This is a genomic window from Arthrobacter sp. Y3221157, assembly GCF_059089865.1.
The window spans coordinates 1-267 of sequence record NZ_JBNHFD010000253.1 but is presented as its reverse complement, the minus strand read 5'-3'; the positions used below and the strand labels follow the sequence as shown (position 1 = coordinate 267).

General features: G+C 66.3%; 1 pseudogene. It reads left to right on the top strand.

Annotation, left to right across the window (positions count from 1 at the left end):
* A pseudogene (locus tag AC5RTT_RS20885) lies at nucleotides 1–267 on the top strand (IS21 family transposase); the annotation flags it as partial.

The following is a 267-nucleotide window of genomic DNA, read 5'->3' as shown; positions in this document are numbered from 1 at the left end:
CAGCAGGCCCGGTCGAGGTCGCCCGGCATGAACGTGCCAAGCCCGGCAGTCCGGCCATCAACGATGAGCACTTCCCCGGGACCAGGACCCGGATCCCAGGCGATTACAGACCCAAAGCCCGCACCGCAGACGAAGCCGAATTCCTCAGCATCGGCAATGGCGCCGTCACGTGGCTGGTGGAAGCCGCCGCAGCAGGGACGGGGCGAATGAACGTGAAAATGGCCGAAGCCGTGACCCTGGCCAAAATCGCCGGGACCGAGCAGGTGG